This window comes from Pacificibacter maritimus (assembly GCF_003814915.1).
In the GTDB taxonomy this organism is placed as follows: domain Bacteria; phylum Pseudomonadota; class Alphaproteobacteria; order Rhodobacterales; family Rhodobacteraceae; genus Celeribacter; species Celeribacter maritimus.
The window spans coordinates 69,281-86,166 of the sequence record NZ_RKQK01000001.1; the positions used below are offsets into that span (position 1 = coordinate 69,281).

Here is a 16,886-nt window from a genome sequence, read left to right on the forward strand (position 1 = left end):
GTTAAGTCCTCAGATTTTCGGGGCGGTCTATGCGTTTGACCTGTGGAATCAGGTCAAAAAGCGCGGCTTCGCAGGCATCGAAAAACGTCGTAGTTTCAGTCGATACCGTGCCGCCCTCCGTGCTAAACAAGCCGAAGGTAAAATCGATTTGATCTGCGATCGGGCGCAAAATTATGTCGGGTGGGGTTGCCCCAAATGCGGTCACAGGTTCGACAATCGCAGGGACAGCCAAGAGGCGCGCAAGCTGTAGGGCTGCGGCCGATGAGTTCGCACGCATAACCCTTGGCGGTGTAACACCCGTTGCATCCAACGCACTTTGGATGCGCCCTTGAAGTCGCGCTTGATCCAACATTGTAATCAGCGTGTCATTCATTACGTCTTGCAATGCGACAGGGACGCCTTTTGGGAATTGCTCTGCCTGCGCCGCGGGCAGGGCGATCACCAGCGGTGCGCTGTAACGTCTGTGACAAATCACGCCTGGCACATCTAAAGGCAAAGAGGCCAATCCGATACGCGCATTGCCTGACAGCAGATCCTGTGCCACGCCATTTGGAGTGCTTTGTATCATCCGTATTTCACGGGGCTGCTGCGCGGATGACCAGCGCGCGATGGCGTGCGGCACCAGCCCTGTTCCCAGCGCGTAAGTCGATGAGATCGTGAGCGGAAATTGCATCGCACTGGCCCGCGCTCGCGTGCGTTCGGGCAGCTCTCGCATCAATTGCAACAGGCGGCGGGACTCTTCTTCGAAGGCCACCCCTTCTGCGGTCAAGCTGATCCGGCGTCCAACGCGCGTGAACAACGCAAATCCTAAGGTCGCTTCGAGATCTTGCAAACAACGCGTCACAGAAGGTTGGGATCTGCCCAGCGCGTCGGCTGATTGGGTGACCGATCCTGTTTCTGCGACCTTTAGGAAGGTTATGATGTCTTTCTGATTCATACCTATAGTGTTGGTGAATTAATTCCATCAATCAATGCAATTTTTGAATTGATTGCCAATTATAATGCTAAATTTGAATAGTGAGAGCGTATTGATGCAAAAATAGGCAGGTAGCATTGGGCATTAGAACCGGACGCCAGTAACGGCAAAGAGCATATGAAAATGGCCCTCATAAAGAGAGCCATTTCAAATCGTATGAAGGGGGAGGGCACCTATAGGTTTTTCACGAGACCGTCGGAAGAATGAGATCGTCGCCTTGCAGGAAATTTTCTATCGCCTCTATCCATGGTCCCAGTTCGAAACCTTGGCTTTGTAACCACTCATCGTTGTAGTAAGTATCTTGGTAGCGTGCGCCGCTGTCACAGATCACAGAAACGAGTGATCCAGTTTGCCCTTTTTTTCGCATTTGAGCAGCGACCCAACACAGTCCAAAGAAATTTGTCCCCGTTGATCCCCCAACGCGGCGGAAAATTCGGTCTGACAAAACCTGCATTGCGGCAAAGGAAGCGACATCGGGGATGCGGATCATATGATCAATGACATTGGGCAAGAAAGAGGGTTCAACCCGCGGGCGTCCAATCCCTTCGATGCGAGATCCCTGATCACAGGTTTTGTCGCGATCCCCCGAACAATAGCTGTCATAGAATGCCGAGTTTTCAACATCGACAACACAAAGCCGCGTGGCAAAGTTACGATAACGAATATAGCGACCGATCGTTGCGGACGTGCCGCCTGTTCCTGCGCTCATCACCACCCATTCGGGCACAGGGTGGGCTTCGCCTTCCATCTGGGCAAAAATACTTTCCGCAATATTATTGTTCCCGCGCCAATCGGTCGCGCGTTCTGCATTGGTAAACTGATCCAGATAGTGGCCGCTGACCTCATTGGCGATTGTCTGCGCGGCGGTGTAGACTTCGGAAGATTTTTCAACAAAGTGACAGCGTCCACCAAAGCGTTCAATTTCTTTCACTTTTTGCATCGAGGTGCTGCGCGGCATCACCGCCACGAAAGGTAGATTCAGCAAACGGGCAAAATAGGCTTCGGAAACGGCAGTGGACCCTGATGACGCTTCGACCAAAGTGGTGTTCTGGCCGATGTGGCCATTGCATATCCCGTATAAAATAAGCGACCGAGCAAGGCGGTGCTTGAGAGATCCTGTGGGATGTGTACTTTCGTCTTTCAGATAAATATCAATGCCCTGTAGGTCTGGAAATACGGGCTTTATCAGATGGGTGTCCGCTGATCTGCGCGCGTCGCCTTGCAGCAAAGCAATGGCCCGCCTTGCCCATTCACGTTCTGCGCCATCGGGCAGGGGCAACAGATCACAGCAGTCCTTGGGGTTTTGTAAAATGCCCATGTTACAACGCAATCACAGCTTCAACTTCGACCTGTGCGCCCTTGGGCAAGGCCGAGACTTCGTAACAGGCCCGCGCAGGAAACGGCGCGGATAAAGCGGCACCATAGGCGGCGTTTATATCGGCAAATTGCGCAAGATCGGTCACAAGGATTGTCGTTTTCACGATGCGCGACATATCCGTGCCAGCGGCTTTGGCGATGGTTGCAATATTCGCCATACATTGCGTCATTTGTTCCACAGGAGATTCTGAATTGAATGCGCCAGTCTTGGGGTCGATGGGCAATTGACCCGAAACGAACAACAGATCGCCAACCTGTGTGGCTTGAGAATATGGACCGATAGCGGCAGGCGCTGCATCGGTTGTGATGTGTTTAAGGGGGGCTGTCATGGTGTCTTGCCTTTCAGGTGGAGTGACCAAGTGGATGCATCAGCCGGTTTGCCCAGCCAAAAATTGCGACCGCATGAATGAGGTCGATGATTTCTTTTGTGTCCAAACCCGCTTGGCGTAATGTTTCTACATGCTCTGCATCGGCTGATGGGGGCGTGGTTGTCAGCGCTTTTGAGAATGCCAAGATGGCTGACTCTCTGTCAGAAAGGGCATCAGGGCGTGCTGCATAAAGCGCGGAAACCATGGCAGAAGATCCAGAAAGTTTCGCGTGCTGGCGGGCATGTACATTGGCGCAATATCTGCACCCGTTTGCGATGGAGGCCACAAGCGCGCCCATTTCGCGATCTTCGCGTGGCAAACCTTCTTTGACATACATAATCGCATTGAAAAGTTCGGTGCGTGCCACATAGCTATCAGGATCATGGGCTAAGGTGCGCACATAGGGCGACACTTTTTTAGCCGAAGGCGTAACCTTCATCGCAGCCAATTGGCGTGGTGTTGCATCCTCCATTTCGACGGGGGGCAGATGAGGTTCCCATTTTAGTGCTTTGAGGGTGATTTGCGGGATGCCGGATCGGGTGCTCATAACGTGCCCTCCAGCAAGCGCAGACCATGAGCCACGCGCATTTGAAAGCAAACATATGCCAAGAGTTCTGATAGGGCTATGATTTGCGGGACCGAATACCCCGCGCTTTGCAGGGCTGCGAGATGCGCAGCACTCGCCTTTGCGGGCGTGGCGGCAATCATATCTGCATGCGATGCAAGCGCAGCTAAGGCTGGATCTGTGACTGGCTTTCCTGTTGCAAGGTCGCTGAAGTCAGGGTTTTCTGGCATCGGGTACTCTGCCAGAAAAGTAGAGTTGTTCGCGCCTAAGGCGACCCTGCGTGCAATCGCTGCCCGCAGGTCTTGACTGAGCCCAAGATCATCCTCTGGTGTCAGAACCGCTAGACGACAGGCTTCGCTGCCTTCAACAAATTCGGGCCGAAAGGCGCGAAAGCTCCGCAGGGGGCTGTCGGCTGATAGTCCCGCTGCTCGGTCCATAGCGTCCAATTTTTGTGTCACGAAAGCCTCACTGTTCTTTGCTTAAGGAATCGGGGTGCGCTGGTATGCTGTATATGCATAATAGGCGATATATAATTCCCTTAGACAATCATGAAGTGTTGATTATGTCAAACAAGAATAATGGACAACCCGATATGCGCGGGATCGAAGCTTTCGTCGCAGTCATGGCATCAGGCTCGATGACGGCTGCAGCAAAGCGTTTGGACCTCGGCCAACCCGCGATCACAAGACTGATACGGGACCTTGAAGCAGCACTGGGTTTCACTGTTTTCGAACGCAATGGGCCGCGCATTTCCCCCACCCAAAAAGGTGTCTTGTTTCACGAGGACGCGTTGAGATTGTTGACCAGCTATACGCAGGTGGCGCAACGGGCGGCAACCTTGCGCGGGGAGCGGGCAAAGTCTTTAACCATTGGTGCGACACCCACCATGGCTGCTGGGATTTTGCCTGAGCTTCTAAAAGACATTGAGGATGCGCTGCCTGAATTGGTGACTGTGACGACAATGGATGCCGAACATCTGGCGCTTGCATTGCAGTCGGGCGAAGTGGAATACGGGTTTTCAGCTTTGCCACTGTCCCATGCGGGGTTGGATTGCTTGGCGGTCGCGCGCAGCGAATTAAAGGCCGTTGTACGTGAAGACTATGCAGAAATGCATGTTTCACTGACACAGCTACGCGACACACGCCTTTTGACTTTGGGAAATAGCTATAGGATTCGACATCGCATTGATGCGGCTTTGGCGCAGGCCTCTGTTGTGCCGCAAGCCGAATTGGTGTCCAACAGTTCGCTCAATGCAATGTTGGCAGCAGGCGCTGGGCTGGGCATTGCTTTGGTAGACCCAGTTTCAGCCAATGGCATTAAGATGGCTGGTGTTAAGGCCATTCCGCTGGATGTGAGTATTGAATATGAATGGGGCCTTTTCAGGCGCACCCAGTCTGAAACACCTCAACTAGATGCCTCATTACGCGCTGGTTTCAAAAAGATTTCCGAACAGCTTGATGGCAAAGTGATCGACTGATGCTCTTTGGAGCTTCTCGGTTTGATGCCGCTGCTATGATAGCATTTACTGCTACAAAGGCGACGGAAGAATGCTGTGGATCTTTCCAAACGGAACACATGTGCAGCCTGTAGATATGCCGTTACGCGCAAGACGTTTCCGTTAATCTGGCAGACTTTGGAAGACGGAGATGTCCATGAACAAGGATCACCGCAAAAAGCCAAACTGCTGGCTTGCGGCGCAGCAAAAGAAATGGCACCGCCAAGAACCCAGTGACATAGGTCAGGTTCGCGGCAAACAGTTCCCAGATTGGCCGGATTTCGATGAAATGCCGATACTCATCCGTCAAATTCATCGCTGCAACGGGATCCATTTGTTCGCGGACCAAAAAATAGACCATGCTATTGAAGGCCAAGGCGGTGAGCGCAACGCCGCAGATAAGCACAGTTGGATGTCGCAAAATGAACAGCAATGGAAACGTCTCCATTGACTACATGAGGGCCGCGACACGAACAGCGACCTGAGGCCCAGATCGCTGCACGCATTGCAGGTTTAGAATGTATAATTCAGAAAGACGCCTGCTCTGACCTGATCTTGCGACCCGCGTTCCTGCACGATTGATGAATTGCCGACATCGCCTGTCAGTTGTTCGTAATCCACAAAACCAATGAGCGATGTTTGAGCGCTAAGTGGTACCATCACATTTGCGCCTAAACCGTAGGAATTTATCCCGCCACCAGCGTCGTATTCACTGATGCCCGAGGCGGCAGACTGCGCGGCAGAGACGTCAAAGTAAGCGCTGTTATAAGCGTCGTCGCCAAAGCTAATCTTTGGCCCCACCCCGAAAAACACAGGCAGTGCCATCGCGTCAAACCTGCCGCGGTATTGCGCACGCGCTTCACCATGCAACCCATCATGGCCACCGTCGACACCTTGGCGCAGTTCGAAATGAGCAGCAAACGGGCCAGCCTCATAGGCGACAAAGCCGCCGATTTCGATTGTTCCGTCAACATCTCCTAAACCAATCAGGTCTGTAGAGGCCTCACCTGAAATCATAAAATCGCTTGCGTCTGGGGCTTCTTCGCGTCCGAAATCGTACCCCAATATGCCGCCCGCTTTCCATCCATCACCAATGATCGCGGTGTATTCAATGCCGCGTAACGATGCCTCAAGTCGGTCACCGTAGCGCAAGGTGACGTTTGGGAAAATACTTGTCTGGTAGTCGTCATCGCCAACAAAAGAAGGCGCGCTGACGATCCCGCCGCTGATGGTAACCTGAAGGCCGCTGTCTTGATCTGCGTGACCTTGGGCAAGTGCTGCGCTCGGCAGGCCTATGAAAGCGATAATTGGCAATATTGATCGTGACTTCATCTACTGTCTCCTTTTGATGCCGACCTAATGACCGCAACATCTTGCATCTATGCGGCATTAGATAGGGATCTCCCTTGGGTGCATCATCGGGAAGATAGTTGAAGCTACATTTCCCACGAGGAAACGATGAGGCCGCCACAGGCCTGTGGTCACGCCTGCGCAATTTCATTGAGAAACCTCAGCGCGCCATCATGACCCTCAACCCGGTTTCACGTGTGGACGTCCCTGATGCAGCCCCGCGAATTCGGGCGAGGGTACTGCCAATTCAACGGACTGACGAGCGAGGCGTTGCGGGTTGTCTTCTCTTACGTTGGTATGAAAAAGCCACCCCAGATTTGGGTTTGAAGGCCCTAGATCAAATGATGGCAGGGGCTAGGTCTCGAATGCGGCGGGAATAGTGTTGAGCGACTTGTCTTTCAATCACCGAGTGACTGTTTTTCGCCAACCTGCACATGAACTGCCGTTGCTTGTGCCCTGACGGAACAGGATATCGTAGCGCATGAGCATCTTGTTCCACAGTCATGTTTCGCAGAACCCTTGGAAGACTTTGCACAGCGACAGGGCCCAGCAGACAGCTTTCAGCAAAAGCCCCGTTTGCGCAGATGACGGAATGGATCTCTAGCTGCAGATGAAAGAATTCCAATTGCGATGAGGCGCTGCAAGTGTCCACGCCGCAAAGGCCCACAAACCGTATTGCTGGGATTAACACCTCTGTCTTACCAAACATCCGAAAGGTCAGTCGCGATGCGCAAAGCATGCGGTGGTTGGCTGTGACCGTCAGGGGCTTGCTTGGCATGTTGTGGCCCAAAGAACCGCTTTCGAAACGGACAGGTGGGTTTGTGCCCGCCGAGTCGGCTGGCACTCGATAAACTGCGATGACTTTCTGCGCTTTGCCGTCGGTCGTCAGCACTTCATTTCCGGGGCGGAAATCCTCGACCAGGCGAAGGCCGTCAGGTGTCAGGATTTCAGTGCCCCGCGCAAAGCAAACCGTAGTGTTGTCGACGGATTCGCTGGTGGCGGTACGACTGAAGTACGCATTTTTGACGGCCGTTGGCGTTATCGACTGGATGTCGAGATTGTCGAGTGACGTCGAAAATTCGTTCAGAAACGTCTCACCACTCGGCGTCTGGAAAATGAGGGCGTTTGTCGAAAAGGTGCTGCCATCCCCCAACAGGATATCGATGTCATACCAGACTCCTTGATCCATCGTTTCAGAGACAGGGCCGCCTCCAAAGTCGTAAATGATATAATCGCCACCCGAGCCGACTGTACCATCGTAGTCGATGAACCCGTCATTGTCGCCATCGGAGTAAGTGATCGTTTCGACAGACATCGTCGCGCCGGTAAAGGTCTGGTTCACCAAGGCAGCGGCGTTTTCCGCACTTCCGGTCCCGTCCGGATCAATATCGGCAATACCGTCCGAGAAATTTCCCAGTCGTATGACTGTGCGTGTTACGTCGACCATTGTTCTGCCGTGTCCTGCCTTGTGCTTGCGCAATTTTCACTTCAGTGGATACCCTATGAAGTTTAAAGAACACTAAATTTACCAAAGCAGGGCAATTTGTTGGAAAACATATTGGTTCTTTTCTCCAACAACACCTTCACCTTCCCAAGTCGGGCATGATGATCCGCGGCAAAGGCGCGTACTGCCGCATGCTTGGATATTGGCTTCACGGACCGCAGCATTTCCTTCGCATCTGCAGCGATCGCCTGCATTTCCGACAGCACTTCATTTTAGCGCCAGTATGGCATTTGAAAATGCAGTCATTGGCGATGGAGTGAGCAAGGGTAATTTTTTCGCAAAGCTGTCATCAGGCGATCCATTGATTTCGCAAGTGCGACGACTGGCCGAAAGGCAGCCTGCGGTCGCTATGCCGCCGTGGGTCGTGGTCGCAAATACCAATACCAGACACGGTAGGCCTCAAGCGCGATTAGGGGGCCAAAGTGGACAAGGGCGGGTGCGGCGCCACCCCAATCATGCAAAGCGGCCCAATGCACCAGTGTCAGCACGGCGGCGGCGTAGGTCCAGCGTTGCAGCCATTTCCACCATGTGCCCATCTTGCGCAGGAGGTAGTCCATAGATGTCAGCGCCAAGGGTATGAAAATGATAAACGCGATCCAGCCGGTCCAGATGTAAAGGCGTGGCAGTTCACCGACAACAGTGGTCAGTGACGCCTTATCCAGCAGGTAAAACATCGTGTGTAGCGCCGCATAGCCAAACGACGCCACGCCCAGATAACGACGATTGCGTTTCAACCATTGCGGTCCGCGCCATCCCTTTAGCAGCATCGCCAAAGGGGTCGCGATCAGTGTCACAATCAACAATCTTGCGGAAGTTTCTCCCGATGGGTGCACAAGTTGATGAAAGACCTTCGGATCCGTAGAGGTCAGCGCCGAATAGGTCATCATGATGCCAAGGGAAGCCAGCACTGCCCATGTGAAAAAAGGTGAGGTCGCGGCGAAGAACCGTTGCATATCAGGGCCCAAGTCTGTGTGTATTTGTGTGATACGCCCGAGCCACGGTTTTCCGTCACGGCTTGGGCGATATTTTATTTCTTGAGGGCGGGGATCATCCGCGCCAGCGTGCCGTCCTTACGAACGAATTGGTTGAAAATGGCCGCTGCGGCATGGGCTGTAATCAGGCCAAACAGCACAATGTTCAAAAGCGAGTGCATATAGCCCAGATCAGCGACACCGTTCCATGTCATCCCACCCGTGAGCACCATGGCAATCAGCGTGCCATAAAGTGACCAGTGAACCGCTGTGGCAATTTTGGCCTGCATCGGGGATGTGCCGGGGGCGTGGCCGGGTGTTCCATAGCGAAACCGCAGATAAATCCGCGCAAGCACCGCCAGCAGGATCGTTGACCCAAAGCCCACATGAACCAACGCCATCGTGGCGTCGTTGCCTTCGGGTGTTGCGCCTCTCTGCATGGCCTCAATGGTGCGTTTCATCGGCTCGTTGAAAAGCCATTGCACCCAGATGGCGGCGAAGACGACCCAGTGCAAAATGATCTGCGCAGAGCGGTAGGTTGTCGGGGTATCTGTCATAATTCTCTCCTATTTTGCTGGGCGCAGGGTTACTGAGACGCCAGCGGGATCGGTCCCACGCAAGACATCGCCGTCTTTGTGTAGATGAGGGGAGGTGACGACCTCGCCATGGGTGAACAATTCGTAGTGCACCAATCCAGCCATATCTTGCGGCATAGGCGGGTTGTTGTGACCAGCCCAGATATTCATGGCCAACCGGTGCGTGTTGGGGGCGCCAGCGCCCATATCGGCAAAACCCCATGCGTCCAGCGTTAGGTGGCGTTCAAATCCAAGGGTTTCGAACCAGTCCAATGCGGGTTCCAGTGCTGGCACTTTGAAGTGCAGATGCGCGAGGTAACTGTCGTCCGCCAAGGGGGCCAAGGGGTCTGCGCCCGTCGCATGGGCCAACTCGGCCCTCACATCCAGCGGTCCGCGTCCCGAATGGGGGTGTCCGTCAACATCATAGAGTGTCAGCCCTCGAGACATATCGCCAAAATGACCAAAGCGTTCTGGCGTCTCAAAGGTGATTTCAATTTCAAGACCGTCGGGGTCATGCAAGTACAGCGACTTCGCCATGAGGTGATCCGTCGGCGCGACCTGCACATTCAGATGGATCAAACGGGCAAGTATGCGTGAAAACTCGACCTGACTGCGCACACCGATTGCGACGTGATACATACCTGAAAAGGGCGCTTTGACAGCGGTTTGTGCACCGGGGTGAAGGACGATCAGCGTGCGATCTTTTGTTCCAAGGGCAACGCCGGGCGCTGATTGATCGCGTTCGATCAACCCCAAGGCCATGGTCCAAAAGGCAACAGCGCGATCCAGATCTGTCACCTGAAGTTCAACCTTCCCCCAAGATAGGCGGTCAGTTTGCGGGGAAAGGTTTGTGTTGGCGGCAAGCACAGAATTGAACATGGGAAGGAGCCTCTTGCAAAGGAGAGCGCGCCCCGGCGGGAGACACCGGAGCGCATTGGTTTGGATTAAGCGCGCGGTGCGATCGGCGCCTTATTCGTGCGTCCCCAGACCACAAAAGCGGCCAGTGCAAACAAAACTAGGTTAACCGGCACCACTGCGAATTCACCGCGAAGGATGTGGACGCCTGCGGCCAAAACCATGATGACGCAGAGTCCAGCCGCGGCCAGTTTCGTCAAATGTGGCATAATGCGTGTTGCGGCTGGCAGGATCAGACCAAGGGCGCCCGCGACCTCGGCCAAGCCAATAAATTTGATCAGCAAGAAGGGCGCATTTTCAGCCCAACCCATGCCCATCGCGACCAATTCAGCCGATCCGGACGCCAGCTTGGTGGCACCTGCCATCATGAACATCGCGGCCAAAAGACCTTGGGCGACCCAAAGGCCAATATTCCAGCCCTTGCCAGTTTGTGCGGCATTTGTTTCAATCGTTGTCATCTCGTTCTCTTTCCAAAAATTCGCTTTTGCAGCGTGTTGTGATGAGAATAGAAATAAACCATTCCCCTGAATGCATCATTAGGCTATTCATTGATCCAATGTTTACTGAGAGTTGATGATGGATACACTTTTAAGCCTGCGTGTTTTTGCCGAAGTTGCAGAGCAAAAGAACTTTTCTGCCGTAGCGGAACGGCTTGGCCTGTCGCCTGCGATGACCAGCAAACACGTTAAACACGTCGAGGCGCGCGTCGGTTCGCGTCTGCTCAATCGAAACAGTCGGAACGTGAGCCTGACCGAGGCTGGCGCGCAGTATTTGCAAACGGTCCGCCCGTTGCTTGACGGGCTGTTTGAGGCTGAAGCGCAATTGACCACTGACACACTCTCGCCGCGCGGAACACTCAAAGTGTCGATGCCCGTCTGGATGTCCAATCCGACCTTTGCGAAAATCTTGACCGCCTATCATCAGCAAAATCCGCATGTGACTTTTGATATCGACCTAAGTGGCCGCAAGATAAACATGGTGGAAGAAGGCATTGATTTGGCGCTGCGTGTCGCCTTCAAGTTGGATGAAGGGCTCATAGCCCGCAAATTGGGAGAGGTGACGTTCCAATTGGTCGCGGCCCCAGCCTTTTTGGACAGCTTTGGACGCCCTGAGACCTCGGCAGATCTGAACAACGCACCACTGCTTGCCTATTCGCAGGTTGCCGCAGACGGGCGGGTCAAATTTGGTGGGGCACATGGGTTGGATGTTAAGTTCAAATCTGTGTTGGTCAGCGGCAACGAAAGTATTCTGTATCAGGCAGCAATGGCTGGAATGGGCTTTGCAATGGTGCCAAGCTGGTCTGTACGAAATGATATCAACGAAGGCCGTTTGGAGGTCGTTTTACCCAAGGTTGATTGGCCAAAACTGCAATTGCAGGCGATCTATTCAGACCGCAGCTATTTGCCCGCCAAAACGCGCAGCTTTTTGGACTTTTTGGCTGGGCCAGAAGGGTTCAGCGCCGTTTTGAAGTAATGCAATGACAATCAAAAATATGTCCTAGGCGGTCAAGTCTTTTGGCTTCACAAGATAATGTTGCACATGACAAACCACCGCGATGATCCTATTTTCGCCGTTGGTGTTCAGGCGGAACGCGAAAGGCGCGAATACCAGCCATTCCATCTAAAAGTATCGAAGTCAGCTTTGTCCCGCACTTTGTGAGTTCGGGCATGTGGCAGCGCAGGTCATCATTTACCACAACTTCAACGACGCTTCATCTCAGCAAGTTCACTTGCAGCATGAATGCGCATCGACACGCGTGGCCCAGAGCCGCCCTCACAGAGTAGGGGATGAGACCGACTTTGGGTGACATTCAACGAATGAATACTATTTGGGCTACATAGGCATTGCGAGAGGTTTTAATGGCAAGTGGACACACCTATATTTATTTGCCGCTTGAATTTACTGACATCATAAACTCAGAGTAAACGCTGACTTGGCAAAATCGCTAATGACGTTTCATCTTGACGAACATATCTAAAGCTTCGAAGGGCCATTGCGCTTCATTTTAAAGGACAAAACCAATGTCAAAGACCGCGATTGACACCCCTTCTGTTGGAGACGACCAAGTGCTAGACGAGGCGCCGCAGATCCCCGCTCAGACGACCGATGACCCGATCGCGTCCGAACAAAGTGATGCGATCCAAACGCCCACAGCTTTGGCGTTTCGTGCGGACAGTGGCGCATCGCGTTCGACATGGATTGCGGCTGCCCTTGTTTTTGGCATCGTGGCTTGGATGGGAAGCGGGTTTGTGTTTCCTTCACAAGAGGCCGCAGTCGTTGTCACGCGCGAGGCGCCAAGGCCTGTGGCCGTCGCCGTGGAAACTGTGACGTCAGAAAAGGTGACACAATATTATCAGGCCGAGGGTCAGGCGCTGCCGGATCGGGATACGATCTTGCGCAGCGAGACCTCTGGTGATGTCGCTGAAGTCTTGGTGCGTAAAGGTCAGGACGTGGCAATGGGCGATGTCATCGCACGCCTTGATCCGACGCGTAACATTGCCGATGTAAGCCGCGCTGCGGAAGAACTTGCCCGTGCCCAGCGTGAGTTTGATAATGCGCAAACGCTTCTCGAACGCGGGGTTTCGACGGCGGATCGCGTCTCTGTGGCGCGCGCTGCCCTTGCCGCGGCGCAAGCGCAGGTGGCTGCGGCGGCAGACGAAGCGCAATCTCTTACGATTACCGCCCCGTTTGCGGGGAGGGTCGAAATGCTTGATATTGACCAAGGCGAATATGTCGCCGCGGGAACCGAAGTCGGCCGCTTGGTCGATATCACGCCATTAACCGTTGCCATTCAGGCGTCACAGCAATCCTTGAATGCCTTGTCCGTCGGTCAAATCGCCAGCGTGAACTTTATCACCGGCGAAGAACGGGAAGGGGTCGTCAGTTTTGTTGGCACATCCGCGGCCGCCGAGACACGCACCTTTTTGGTTGAGGTCGAAGTGCCCAATGATGACGGGGCAATACCTGCAGGTATTTCCGCCGAGGTCATCATTCCCACTGGCGAAGTCAGCGCGCATTTCCTGTCTCCGTCGATTGTATCGCTTGATAGCCAAGGCCAGCTTGGGGTGAAGACGGTGGATTCGAATAATGTCGTGCAATTCTATCCGACCGAACTTGTGCGGGCCCAGATTGATGGTGTTTGGGTTGCGGGCCTGCCAGAGGAGGTTGATCTGATCACAGTGGGCCAAGGCTATGTCAACGCGGGCGAAACCGTCGCCCCGATGCCGGGTGAGGACGCGCAATGAACAGTATCATTGATGCGGCCTTCTCGCGGTCGCGGGTTGTGATGATGGCTTTGATAACGCTGCTCACCGTCGGAGCCTATGCCTACAGCGCGATCCCCAAGGAATCCAATCCCGAAGTGCCGCTGCCCTTGTTCTATGTCTCGACGGACTTGGACGGGATCAGCCCCAGTGATGCGGAACGGCTGTTGCTGGAACCGATGGAGGCCGAGTTTGCATCGATCGAGGGTCTGGACAGCATGAACTCGGATGCGACCGAAGGGTTTGCAAGCATCCAGTTGGAATTCCTGCCGGGTGGTGACAATGACGAAGCATTGGATAAGGTTCGCGAAGCGGCGGACCGTGTCCAAGGGGATCTGCCCGAAGATGCCGGCGACATCACCATAACAGAAATCAATACCGCCCTTTTTCCGATCATCACAACGGTTTTGTCCGGCCCAGTGCCAGAGCGTACGTTGAATGCCCTTGCCGAACAGTTGCAAGAAGAGATCGAAGCACTGGAAGGTGTTCTTGAGGCCGAAATTGGCGGACAACGATTTGAATTCCTTGAGGTCTTGATCGATCCCACAGTATTCGAAACCTACAATTTGTCCTTTGATGAGCTGATCGGGCAAATCCAGCGCAACAACCGTTTGATTGCGGCGGGCGCGATTGAAACAGGATCGGGGCGCATCGTTCTGAAGGTGCCGGGCTTGATCGAGGATCTGGACGATGTGATGGCGATGCCCGTCAAGGTACGAGGCAATGCGGTTGTGACCTTTGGTGATGTGGCGACGATCCGGCGCACGTTTGAAGACCCGAGTTCCTTTGCCCGTATCAACGGCCAATCGGCTTTGGCGCTTGAGGTCACAAAGCGGTCTGGCGCGAATATCATCGCCACTGTGGCAGAGGTCAAAGCCGTGGTCGAACAGCTGCGGGTGGATTGGCCGGATAGTATCGAGATCACGTTTTTGCAAGATCAGTCCAAGCAGGTGGAGGACATGCTTAACGATCTGGAGGCCAATGTAATTGCCGCCGTGATCCTTGTGATGATTGTGATCGTTTTGGCGCTTGGTTTTCGCTCTGCCATTCTTGTAGGGCTGGCCATTCCGGGTGCGTTTCTGGCTGGCGTGACTGCGCTTTGGCTGATGGGCTATACGATGAACATCGTTGTGCTGTTCTCGTTGATCCTTGTTGTGGGAATGCTCGTGGATGGGGCAATCGTCACCACAGAACTCGCGGATCGCAAGTTGCAAGAAGGGTCAAAGCCAAAGGCCGCTTATGCCTTTGCCGCCAAACGGATGGCTTGGCCGATCATCGCCTCTACGGCCACCACCCTTTGCGTGTTTTTGCCTCTTCTGTTCTGGCAGGGCATGATTGGTGAGTTTATGAAATTTTTGCCAATCACAGTGATCCTGACCCTTTTCGCATCCTTGTTTATGGCCCTGATTTTCATTCCGGTTGTTGGCGGCGTCATCGGCAAGCGCCAGCCACAAACCGCCGCACAAAAAGCGGCCCTTCACGCGGCGGAAATCGGTGATCCACGTGACATGCGCGGCTTGACGGGCGGATATGTGCGCCTGTTGGAATGGTCCATCCTGCGGCCCGGTGCGACGGTGCTGCTTGCGCTGGCGCTGCTGCTCGGGGGCTTTGGGGCTTATGGACAGTTCGGCAAAGGGGTGACCTTTTTCCCATCTTCTGAGCCTGATTTTATGCAGGTTCAGGTCCGTGCCCGTGACAATTTCTCGATCTTCGAGCGTGACGCATTGGTGCGCGCCGTCGAGGATCGCCTGTTGGATTATGACGAAATCGCCAGCATCTATGCACGGTCCATGATGTCTGCAGGGCAGGGCGATGAAGAAACGATTGGCACTTTGCAGCTGGAACTCACCCCGTGGGATACGCGTCGCACCGCCGCAGAAATCGGCGTCGATATCCGCAAAAGTGTTGCCGACATTGCGGGCATCGATGTGCAGGTGGAAACGGAAAGCGGCGGCCCGACTGGCGGCAAGCCCGTGAACCTCCAACTCACGACGCAAGATCCCGCAAGTATCGGGCCAGCGGTGCAGAAAATCCGCGACATTATGGATGGCATTGGCGGCTTCACCGATGTGACGGATACGCTGCCTGTTCCCGGTGTGGAGGTCTCCATTCTGGTTGATCGGGCCGAAGCCGCGCGCTTTGGGGCTGATGTCAGCCTATTGGGACAAGCGGTTCAATTGCTGACCCAAGGGATAACCGTGGCTGGCTACCGCCCCGATGATGTTGACGGATCGCTTGATATTCGGGTCCGGTTCCCGCGCGAAGAACGCACGCTCGCCGAACTGGGTGGGTTGCGTGTTCCAACGACTGTTGGGCTGGTGCCGATTGCAAACTTTGTGACTTTTGCCCCCACAGAGCGCACCGGCATTATCCGCCGGATTGACGAAAAGCGCGTCACGACGATCGAGGCCAATGTCACAGCAGATGTCTTGGTAAATGATCAGGTGATTGCCCTGACCGCCGCCCTAGAGCAGGCGGGGCTGCCCGAGGGTGTCAGCTTTTCTTTCGCGGGTGAGGCAGAGGATCAGCAGGACAGCATGATCTTTCTTATCGGCGCTTTCGTATCGGCGATCTTGTTGATGTTTGTGATCCTCGTGTTGCAATTCAATCGGTTCTATCAGGCCTTTGTGGTCATGAGCGCGATCGTCTTTTCCATCGCGGGCGTTCTCTTGGGGCTTTTGATCATGGGCCGCCCCTTCGGCATCGTGATGGGCGGGATCGGTGTGATCGCTTTGGCGGGCATCGTCGTGAACAACAATATTGTTTTGATCGACACCTATAATGATCTTCGCAAATCTGGTCAGCCGCCGCTTGACGCAGCCCTGCGCACAGGGGCGCAACGTCTGCGGCCCGTGTTCTTGACGTCTGTGACAACGGCACTGGGGCTGATGCCTATGGTGATCGGGTTGAATATCAACTTCTTTACCCGCGACATCGTCTATGGTGCGCCATCCACCCAGCTTTGGACAGACCTGTCTTCGGCGATTGCAGGCGGGCTGGTTATCGCCACGATACTGACCCTGATCGTGACACCGGCGATGCTGATGCTCGGCGAAAAAAGGGCCAGCCGAACGCCCAGCAAACCTTTCGATGAATAACTGCATGGCGAATTTTGAAAGCGAACGAAACGGCGTTAGCTTGCGTTTTGGTGATCTTTCAGCGGACGAACTTCGCTGCCAACTTTCAAAATTTGTCGAAAAAGTTCGGGTATACTGAAATTTCGCGATCGCAAGAAATGGCTCCATTCGCCCAAGCAGCACGATATGGCAGGCATCCATGCGACACGCGTTCTGAATTGTGCGGTGGAAGAGGGGAAGCTGAAAGAGCTTGGCAGGCCTTTGACGGCCCGCTGGGCATCGAAGCAGATCACAGTTCTGATGAGCTGATCGGTTCGCTACGCGGCGCAAGTTATCGAGCATTATGCGCTGGTTTGCCCCGACGAAAGCGATGCGGTTTTGCGCAAGCTCAATCGAGCAAAATCACTGGCTCAAAACACAAAAATGTAAACACCCCTGTAAACGCGGGGC

The 16,886-nt window shown here is 54.2% G+C and carries 17 protein-coding genes; 4 read left to right on the forward strand and 13 right to left on the reverse strand.

What is annotated here, in order from left to right; translation table 11 throughout:
• Nucleotide 1: 1 nt before the first annotated feature.
• The 5 genes from EDD53_RS00215 to EDD53_RS00235 form a co-directional block, all read right to left on the reverse strand.
• Nucleotides 2-937: a LysR family transcriptional regulator gene (locus EDD53_RS00215; RefSeq protein ID WP_123791203.1), complete on the reverse strand. Its 936-nt coding sequence runs from the start codon at nt 935-937 to the stop codon at nt 2-4.
• A 223-nt stretch (nt 938-1,160) separates the two neighbouring features.
• Complete coding sequence (locus tag EDD53_RS00220) at nt 1,161-2,294, reverse strand: PLP-dependent cysteine synthase family protein (protein WP_123791204.1); 1,134 nt, start codon at nt 2,292-2,294, stop codon at nt 1,161-1,163.
• A 1-nt stretch (nt 2,295) separates the two neighbouring features.
• Nucleotides 2,296-2,682: a Rid family detoxifying hydrolase gene (locus EDD53_RS00225; protein WP_123791205.1), complete on the reverse strand. Its 387-nt coding sequence runs from the start codon at nt 2,680-2,682 to the stop codon at nt 2,296-2,298.
• Between the two features lie 13 nt (nt 2,683-2,695).
• A complete protein-coding gene (locus EDD53_RS00230) occupies nt 2,696-3,268 on the reverse strand; it encodes a peroxidase-related enzyme (RefSeq protein WP_123791206.1) in 573 nt (190 codons plus the stop codon).
• Nucleotides 3,265-3,744, reverse strand: coding sequence for a hypothetical protein (locus EDD53_RS00235; RefSeq protein WP_211331571.1), 480 nt, complete (start codon nt 3,742-3,744; stop codon nt 3,265-3,267). Before EDD53_RS00235 ends, EDD53_RS00230 begins: the two co-directional genes overlap by 4 nt.
• Before the next feature lie 104 nt (nt 3,745-3,848).
• On the opposite strand from EDD53_RS00235, the gene EDD53_RS00240 reads away from it, so the two are divergent.
• Nucleotides 3,849-4,763: a LysR family transcriptional regulator gene (locus tag EDD53_RS00240; RefSeq protein WP_170162648.1), complete on the forward strand. Its 915-nt coding sequence runs from the start codon at nt 3,849-3,851 to the stop codon at nt 4,761-4,763.
• Nucleotides 4,764-4,884: 121 nt separating this feature from the next.
• Here EDD53_RS00240 and EDD53_RS00245 read toward each other — a convergent pair whose 3' ends face one another.
• The 8 genes from EDD53_RS00245 to EDD53_RS00275 all read right to left on the reverse strand — a co-directional run bounded on the left by EDD53_RS00245 (nt 4,885) and on the right by EDD53_RS00275 (nt 10,554).
• Nucleotides 4,885-5,229 (reverse strand): hypothetical protein, encoded by a 345-nt coding sequence (locus tag EDD53_RS00245; RefSeq protein ID WP_170162649.1) that lies wholly within the window; start codon nt 5,227-5,229, stop codon nt 4,885-4,887.
• 65 nt (nt 5,230-5,294) lie between these two features.
• Nucleotides 5,295-6,113: a MipA/OmpV family protein gene (locus EDD53_RS00250; protein WP_123791209.1), complete on the reverse strand. Its 819-nt coding sequence runs from the start codon at nt 6,111-6,113 to the stop codon at nt 5,295-5,297.
• 355 nt (nt 6,114-6,468) lie between these two features.
• Entirely contained in the window at nt 6,469-7,578 is a 1,110-nt protein-coding gene (locus tag EDD53_RS00255) for a Hint domain-containing protein (RefSeq protein ID WP_123791210.1), read from the reverse strand.
• Between the two features lie 62 nt (nt 7,579-7,640).
• Nucleotides 7,641-7,829: a hypothetical protein gene (locus tag EDD53_RS14705; protein WP_148087087.1), complete on the reverse strand. Its 189-nt coding sequence runs from the start codon at nt 7,827-7,829 to the stop codon at nt 7,641-7,643.
• Nucleotides 7,830-7,982: 153 nt separating this feature from the next.
• Nucleotides 7,983-8,588, reverse strand: coding sequence for a protein-methionine-sulfoxide reductase heme-binding subunit MsrQ (locus EDD53_RS00260; RefSeq protein ID WP_123791211.1), 606 nt, complete (start codon nt 8,586-8,588; stop codon nt 7,983-7,985).
• A 74-nt stretch (nt 8,589-8,662) separates the two neighbouring features.
• Entirely contained in the window at nt 8,663-9,163 is a 501-nt protein-coding gene (locus EDD53_RS00265; protein ID WP_123791212.1) for a cytochrome b, read from the reverse strand.
• A 9-nt stretch (nt 9,164-9,172) separates the two neighbouring features.
• Nucleotides 9,173-10,060 (reverse strand): VOC family protein, encoded by an 888-nt coding sequence (locus EDD53_RS00270; RefSeq protein ID WP_123791213.1) that lies wholly within the window; start codon nt 10,058-10,060, stop codon nt 9,173-9,175.
• A gap of 65 nt (nt 10,061-10,125) precedes the next feature.
• Nucleotides 10,126-10,554 carry a DoxX family protein gene (locus tag EDD53_RS00275; RefSeq protein WP_123791214.1) on the reverse strand — a complete coding sequence of 143 codons (429 nt, stop codon included), beginning with the start codon at nt 10,552-10,554 and terminating at the stop codon, nt 10,126-10,128.
• 118 nt (nt 10,555-10,672) lie between these two features.
• Between EDD53_RS00275 and EDD53_RS00280 the strand changes: the two genes are divergently transcribed.
• From EDD53_RS00280 to EDD53_RS00290, 3 genes are all read left to right on the forward strand, one after another.
• Entirely contained in the window at nt 10,673-11,569 is an 897-nt protein-coding gene (locus EDD53_RS00280; RefSeq protein WP_123792335.1) for a LysR family transcriptional regulator, read from the forward strand.
• Nucleotides 11,570-12,117: 548 nt separating this feature from the next.
• Nucleotides 12,118-13,341 (forward strand): efflux RND transporter periplasmic adaptor subunit, encoded by a 1,224-nt coding sequence (locus EDD53_RS00285; RefSeq protein ID WP_123791215.1) that lies wholly within the window; start codon nt 12,118-12,120, stop codon nt 13,339-13,341.
• Nucleotides 13,338-16,457, forward strand: a complete 3,120-nt coding sequence (locus EDD53_RS00290; protein WP_123791216.1) for an efflux RND transporter permease subunit — start codon at nt 13,338-13,340, stop codon at nt 16,455-16,457. The genes EDD53_RS00285 and EDD53_RS00290 overlap by 4 nt, the downstream gene beginning before the upstream one ends.
• The last annotated feature ends 429 nt before the right edge of the window (nt 16,458-16,886 follow it).